General features: G+C 57.4%; 5 protein-coding genes. All 5 read left to right on the top strand.

Annotation, left to right across the window (positions count from 1 at the left end):
• Window positions 1-95 precede the first annotated feature (95 nt).
• The 5 genes from AB5Y90_RS01670 (at window position 96) to hydA (ending at window position 7089) form a co-directional block, all read left to right on the top strand.
• Entirely contained in the window at window positions 96-1232 is a 1137-nt protein-coding gene (locus tag AB5Y90_RS01670) for an ISAs1 family transposase (protein ID WP_024943479.1), read from the top strand.
• A 459-nt stretch (window positions 1233-1691) separates the two neighbouring features.
• Window positions 1692-2879, top strand: a complete 1188-nt coding sequence (gene ygeW / locus AB5Y90_RS01665) for a knotted carbamoyltransferase YgeW (protein ID WP_005336811.1) — start codon at window positions 1692-1694, stop codon at window positions 2877-2879.
• Window positions 2880-3016: 137 nt separating this feature from the next.
• A complete protein-coding gene (dpaL, locus tag AB5Y90_RS01660) occupies window positions 3017-4216 on the top strand; it encodes a diaminopropionate ammonia-lyase (RefSeq protein WP_021230018.1) in 1200 nt (399 codons plus the stop codon).
• Between the two features lie 125 nt (window positions 4217-4341).
• The gene (locus AB5Y90_RS01655) at window positions 4342-5559 is read left to right on the top strand and encodes a YgeY family selenium metabolism-linked hydrolase (protein ID WP_101530615.1); all 1218 of its coding nucleotides are present in this window, start codon (window positions 4342-4344) and stop codon (window positions 5557-5559) included.
• A gap of 105 nt (window positions 5560-5664) precedes the next feature.
• The gene (gene hydA, locus AB5Y90_RS01650) at window positions 5665-7089 is read left to right on the top strand and encodes a dihydropyrimidinase (protein ID WP_368166461.1); all 1425 of its coding nucleotides are present in this window, start codon (window positions 5665-5667) and stop codon (window positions 7087-7089) included.
• The last annotated feature ends 24 nt before the right edge of the window (window positions 7090-7113 follow it).

Genomic DNA, 7113 nt, shown 5'->3' with positions numbered 1-7113 from the left:
CAGGGCAAGATCGCGAACGTTTTTTAAGCAGGGCACGAGGATTTGACCGACCGAACAGGGTGTGATCTTATACTCTCTTTTACGGGAGTTTCGTCATGAACCATCAAGCGGCATTTACCCAATTCTTCTCCGAACTTGAAGACCCTCGTCAGACAACCAAAATCGCGTACCCCTTCTTCGATGTGGTTTTTCTCACCGTCTGTGCTGCTATTGGTGGAGCTCAAGGTTGGGAAGATATCGAGCTTTTCGGCGAGGCACATCTGGAATGGTTTCAGCGTAATGGATTGTTTCATAACGGATTACCTGTTCACGACACCATAGCCAGGATCATCTCCCGTATTCAACCGGAGCAATTCCAGAACGCCTTCGTCCGCTGGATGCAAGCAACATCAGAACGTACCGATGGTGAGCTGATTGCCATTGACGGCAAGACCTTACGCAGCTCTTACGACCGAGACAGTCGTCAGTCTACCATTCATATGGTCAGTGCCTTTGCCGCTGAGAATCGTCTGGTGCTCGGGCAAGTCAAAACAGATGAGAAATCTAACGAAATCACCGCCATTCCTGAATTACTGGCACTCCTCGATATAAAAGGCTGCCTGGTATCCATCGATGCCATGGGCTGCCAGACTGGAATAGCCTCAACCATAGTCAAGGGCGGTGGCGACTACTTGCTGGCGGTAAAAGGTAACCAGCCCACACTGCATAATGCAGTACGCGCAGCTCTGGCCGAGTCGACCAAGAAGCCGCTGAGTGAAGAAACGCTCAGTGTCGAGAAAGAGCACGGTCGCATCGATGGCCGCGAGTACCATGTGTTACCAGCCGGAGCACTATCAGAGCAATTTCCAGAGTGGAAATCGCTGAAGACTGTCGGTGTCGCAATATCCTATCGAATTGAAAATATGGAAAAATTTTCGATGGAGTATCGCTACTACATCAGCTCGGCTGAACTGACACCAGAGCAGTTTGCTTCAGCGGTACGAGGGCACTGGGCAATTGAAAATAGCCTGCACTGGGTTCTGGATGTCGTGATGAATGAGGATGCCTGCCAGATATATCGAGGTGATGCCCCTCAAATATTGGCCTGTGCACGACACATGGCGCAAAACATGCTGCGAGCCGAAACCAGCCGTAAGGCAAGCTTGCGGAAGAAGCAGCAATTTGCGGGCATGAGCAGCCCATATCTGGAAAAGGTATTGGATTCAGGGCTGGCTGAATTGAAGTCAATTTAACAATATGTTCACGCTCTCGCCCTGGAGTGCAGGGGAGGTTAAATAGCAGTGACATTGCTGCAGAAGAGGTGGTAACAAAAGAGCAAGTCACTGCACGGCATTATCATAATGATAACGGCAACCCCGCTGATATCATTTCAGCCCCTGAAACGGGCCTTTGATGATAATTCTCACCGATGCCGAGATATCGCCTCTGATTATTATCACCCAGCTATTTTATCGCTTGGCTACCCCATCCATCCTTTTATGGAATAAACCGCTGAAATAGCCACTGATTTTGTGGGTGGCATCACACACTTTCGTCATTTATTAATATCTGCCTGCATTTTATTGGTTTGGCACGGTTATTGATTGCCTCATATCGACGCTAACCGACGCGCTCACCCACAACCGGGATGCTGGTGACATCGTGAGTGAAAGGGGAGCTATCCATATCTCATCCAATGATTGGGGCGAACGATGAAAGCAGTTAACGAATTAATCAAAGAGATCAGAGCACTCAAATCCAACCTGCATGAAAAAGATTTTCTGCTGACCTGGGAGCAAACGCCTCAGGAGCTGGAGTTGGTATTGAAACTGGCCGAATCCCTCAAGACCCTGCGCGCCGAAAATATCTGCACCAAACTGTTTAACAGCGGGCTCGGTATCTCGGTTTTCCGCGATAACTCCACCCGAACCCGCTTCTCTTACGCCTCTGCGCTGAACCTGCTCGGTCTGGCCCAGCAGGATCTGGATGAGGGCAAATCCCAGATCGCCCATGGCGAAACCGTCCGTGAAACCGCCAACATGATCTCGTTTTGCGCCGATGCCATCGGGATCCGTGACGACATGTTCCTCGGTGCCGGCAACGCCTATATGCGCGAAGTGGGCGCCGCACTGGATGAAGGGTTCGAGAAGGGAGTGCTGCCCCAGCGTCCGGCGCTGGTCAACCTGCAGTGCGACATTGATCACCCGACCCAGTCGATGGCTGATCTCGCCTGGTTACAGGAGCACTTCGGTAGTCTGGAGAGCCTCAAGGGCAAGAAGATTGCGATGACCTGGGCCTACTCCCCGAGCTACGGCAAGCCGCTCTCCGTGCCGCAGGGCATCATCGGCTTGATGACCCGTTTCGGTATGGACGTGACCCTGGCCCATCCGGAAGGGTATGACCTGATCCCGGACGTGATCGAAGTAGCCAAGGAGAATGCCAAGGCATCTGGCGGCAGCTTCCGTCAGGTCACCTCCATGGAAGAGGCGTTCAAGGATGCCGATATCGTCTATCCCAAGTCCTGGGCCCCCTACAAGGTGATGGAGCAGCGCACCGAGTTGCTGCGCGCCAATGACCACGCTGGCCTCAAAGAGCTGGAGAAACACTGCCTTGAGCAGAACGCCAAGCACAAGGATTGGCACTGCACCGAGGAGATGATGAAGCTCACCAAGGGGGGCGAAGCGCTCTATATGCACTGCCTGCCCGCCGATATTTCCGGCGTCTCCTGCAAAGAGGGCGAAGTGACCGAAGGGGTATTCGAGAAATACCGTATCGCCACTTACAAAGAGGCGAGCTGGAAGCCCTATATTATTGCCGCCATGATCATGGCTCGTAAATTCTCCGCCCCGGCAGAAACCCTGGAAAATCTGATTAAAGAGGCGCAAAAGCGGGTGAAATAAATAGCAGAAGGGCAGGGTGAATATTCATCCTGCCCACGCTGTCGAATCCATTATTTCGAGTTTTCTCCCCGTGGTATCTGAATAACGGATCTCCCGGCGAGGCAGCTCTTTGTCAGGTAACGCCTAGTGAGGTAAGCATGTCCCAATTTTCTTTGAAGATGGATATTGCCGATAACCGCTTTTTTACCGCCGAGCCATCTCCGCTGTTTTCTCGCGCCGAAGCACAAAAGGCTCGCGCTTTTCATAAAAAACTGGCCGGTTATGAGCCGACCCCATTGTGCGACCTAAAAGATCTGGCCGCCTATATCGGGGTGAAAAATATATTGGTCAAAGACGAGTCAAAGCGCTTTGGCCTCAATGCCTTCAAGATGCTGGGTGGCGTTTATGCCATCGCCAACCTGCTCTGTGAAAAGTACGGGGTGGCCATCGAGGACTTCTCCTTCGATCTCATCAAACGCACCATCAAGGAGCCGATGACCTTCGCCACCACCACAGATGGCAACCACGGTCGCGGCGTCGCCTGGGCCGCCAAGCAGGTAGGTCAGCATGCGGTGGTCTACATGCCCAAGGGCTCAGCCCAGGAGCGGGTTGACCACATCCTCAATCTCGGTGCCGAGTGCATCGTCACCGACATGAACTATGACGACACCGTGCGCCTGACCATGAAGATGGCCGAAGAGCGCGGCTGGCACATAGTGCAGGACACAGCCTGGGAGGGTTACACCAAGATCCCGACCTGGATCATGCAGGGTTACTCCACTCTGGCCGACGAAGCGGTCGAGCAGATGCAGGATATGGGCATCAAGCAGCCGACCCATGTGCTGCTGCAGGCCGGGGTCGGGGCGCTGGCGGGCGGGGTGCTCGGTTATCTGGTGGACTGCTTCGGGGCGAAAAACCTGCACAGCATAGTAGTCGAGCCGGATCAGGCAGACTGTATCTACCGCTCCGGTGTGGCGGGGGAGATGGTCAACGTGGGGGGCGATATGCGCACCATCATGGCCGGTCTCGCCTGTGGCGAACCCAATCCCCTTGGTTGGCCACTGCTCAGAAGCTGCACCACCCAGTTCATCTCCTGCCACGACAAGGTGTCGGCACTGGGAATGAGAGTGCTTGGCAACCCCCTTGGCAATGATCCCCGAATCATCTCCGGCGAATCCGGCTCGGTCGGTACCGGCGTGCTGGCGGCGGTGCGTCACCACCCGGATCGCGCGGCGCTGATGGCTCGTCTCGGGCTGGATAGCAACTCGGTCGTGCTGATCATCAACACCGAAGGGGACACCGATGTGACCCACTACCGGGAAGTGGTGTGGGAAGGCAAGCATCCTGCCTGCGACTAACTCTCCTGCCAGAGCAGAGACACGAATTGAAGAACTGATCGCGCCTCGCCAACGGGGCGCGGTAACGGGCACAGGGCGCTGCCGACGAACAGGCCGCGCACTCTCAGTTGTTATGGAGAATCACAATGAGCAAGCAAATTCCGTTTGAAATGGTGTTGGAGAAGGCCTACCAGTACAAGGCCGAGATGAGTCAGTTCCTGCGCGACATGATCGCCATCCCGAGCGAGAGCTGCGATGAAGAGCGCGTGGTGCTGCGCATCAAGCAGGAGATGGAGAAGGTTGGTTTCGACAAGGTCGAGATCGACCCCATGGGTAACGTGCTGGGTTATATCGGCCACGGCCCGCACCTGATCGCCATGGATGCCCACATCGATACCGTGGGCGTCGGCAACATGGCCAACTGGAAGTTCGACCCCTACGAGGGGATGGAAGATCACGAGATCATCGGCGGTCGCGGTGCCTCCGATCAGGAAGGCGGCATGGCCTCCATGGTTTATGCGGGCAAGATCATCAAGGATCTGGGGCTGGAAGATCAGTACACCCTGCTGGTGACCGGTACCGTGCAAGAGGAGGACTGCGACGGTCTCTGCTGGCAGTACATCATCGAGCAGAGCAAGATCCGCCCCGAGTTCGTGGTCAGTACCGAACCCACCGACTGCCAGATCTACCGTGGCCAGCGTGGCCGCATGGAGATCCGCGTCGAGGTGCAGGGGGTCAGCTGCCACGGCTCTGCGCCGGAGCGCGGTGACAACGCCATCTTCAAGATGGGCCCGATCCTCGGCGAGCTGCAGGAGCTCAGCCACAACCTAGGCAATGACGACTTCCTCGGCAAGGGCACCCTGACCGTCTCCGAAATCTTCTTCACTTCGCCGAGCCGCTGCGCTGTCGCCGACAGCTGCGCCGTCTCCATCGACCGCCGCCTCACCTGGGGCGAGACCTGGCAAGGTGCGCTCGACGAGATCCGTGCCCTGCCTGCGGTGCAAGCCGCCGGTGCCGAGGTCTCCATGTACCAGTACGACCGTCCGGCCTATACCGGTCTGGTCTACCCGACCGAGTGCTACTTCCCGACCTGGAAGGTGGAAGAGGATCACATCACCGTCAAAACCCTCTCCAAGGCTTATCGCGAGCTGTTCAACAAGGAGCCGGTGGTGGACAAGTGGACCTTCTCGACTAACGGGGTCTCCATCATGGGTCGCCACGGTATTCCGGTCATCGGTTTTGGCCCGGGTAAAGAGCCGGAAGCCCACGCCCCGAACGAGAAGACCTGGAAAGAGCATCTGGTCAAGTGCGCCGCCATGTACGCCGTGATCCCCATGCTCTATCTGGCCGAGCTGGACAAGTAAGGGGGCTGCCGGGCGGTGACTCTCATCACCGCCCGGCTGTTGCAAGTGCCCCGTCTCCATTGAGGCGGGGCTTTGCTGTTTGAAGTGATGTTCGAGGTGGTGGGAATGAAACGGCTGATCAAAAACGGTGTGCTGGTCGATGCGCAGGGGGAATATCGTCAGGATCTGCTGATCGAGAACGGGGTGATCCGCGCGCGCGCCGCTGCTATCCAGCCCGATAGCGAGACCGACGTGATCGATGCCAGCGGCTGCTATGTGATGCCGGGTGGCATCGACGTCCACACCCACTTCAACATCGATGTCGGCATTGCCCGCAGTTGCGATGACTTTTTCAGCGGTACCCGTGCTGCCGCCTGTGGTGGCACCACCACCATCGTCGATCACATGGGATTTGGCCCGGCTGGGTGTAACCTGCATCACCAGCTGGCCCGCTATCACGACTATGCCGCCGATCAGGCGGTGATCGATTACAGCTTTCACGGGGTTGTCCAGCATGTGGATGACGCCATCCTCCACGAGATGGCCGCCATGGTGCAGGAGGAGGGGATCAGCAGCTTCAAGCTCTATCTCACCTACCAGTACAAGCTCGGAGATCACGATGTGTTGCGCGCGCTGGCCCGCCTCAAGGAGGTGGGGGCGCTTGCCACCGTCCATCCCGAGAACGATGCCGCCATCGCGGCGCGCCGGGCGGCCCTATTGGCCGCAGGCCATCATGAGCCTTGGTATCACCCGCAAAGCCGCCCGCTGGAGTGCGAAGCCGAGGCGGTGGCCCGGATGATCAATCTGGCGGGGCTCGCTGGCAATGCGCCACTCTATATCGTCCACCTCTCCAACGGCTTGGGGCTGGAGTATCTGAAACTGGCGCGTCGTCAGGGGCTGCCGGTCTGGGTGGAGACCTGCCCGCAATATCTGCTGCTCGATGAGCAGTGTTATTACAAGGAGAACGGGGTCGACTATCTGCTGAGCCCGCCGCTGCGCTCACGCCGCGAGCAGGACAAGCTGTGGGTCGGTATCGCTGCGGGCGACATCGATACGGTGGCGACCGATCACTGCAACTTCTCCCACGCCCAGCGCATGACTCTCTCGGGGGGCGATTTCAGCCGCTGTCCCAACGGCTTGCCCGGGGTCGAAAACCGGATGCTGCTGCTCTTTGCCCACGGGGTGTTGGGCGGGCGTATCTCGCCATCACGCTTTGTAGCTCTCACCAGCGCCAATCCGGCGCGCCTGTTTGGCCTCTGGCCGCGCAAGGGCAACCTGCAACCGGGGTCTGACACCGATCTGGTGATCATGGATCCCCGCGGTGACACCCTGATTTCTCATCCACTGCTGCACGACAACGGTGACTACAGCCCCTACGAGGGGATGCGCTGCCCCGGCCGGATCAGAATGACTCTGAGCCGTGCCGAGATAGTCGCCCGCGATGGCGAGTTTCTGGGGCGGCGTGGTCATGGCCGCTTTCTGGCCAGAGCGCCCTTTGATCCGGCCTTGGCGCCGGATCTGTGCTCGCCTTGCCCCTTGGTGGCAGGCTGACAATTCGTTCGAAACACGCAAATC

This window comes from Aeromonas sp. R4-1 (assembly GCF_040908325.1).
In the GTDB taxonomy this organism is placed as follows: Bacteria; Pseudomonadota; Gammaproteobacteria; order Enterobacterales; family Aeromonadaceae; genus Aeromonas; species Aeromonas veronii.
The sequence above is the reverse complement of the archived record's forward strand: the minus strand, read 5'-3'. Positions and strand labels throughout refer to the sequence as shown.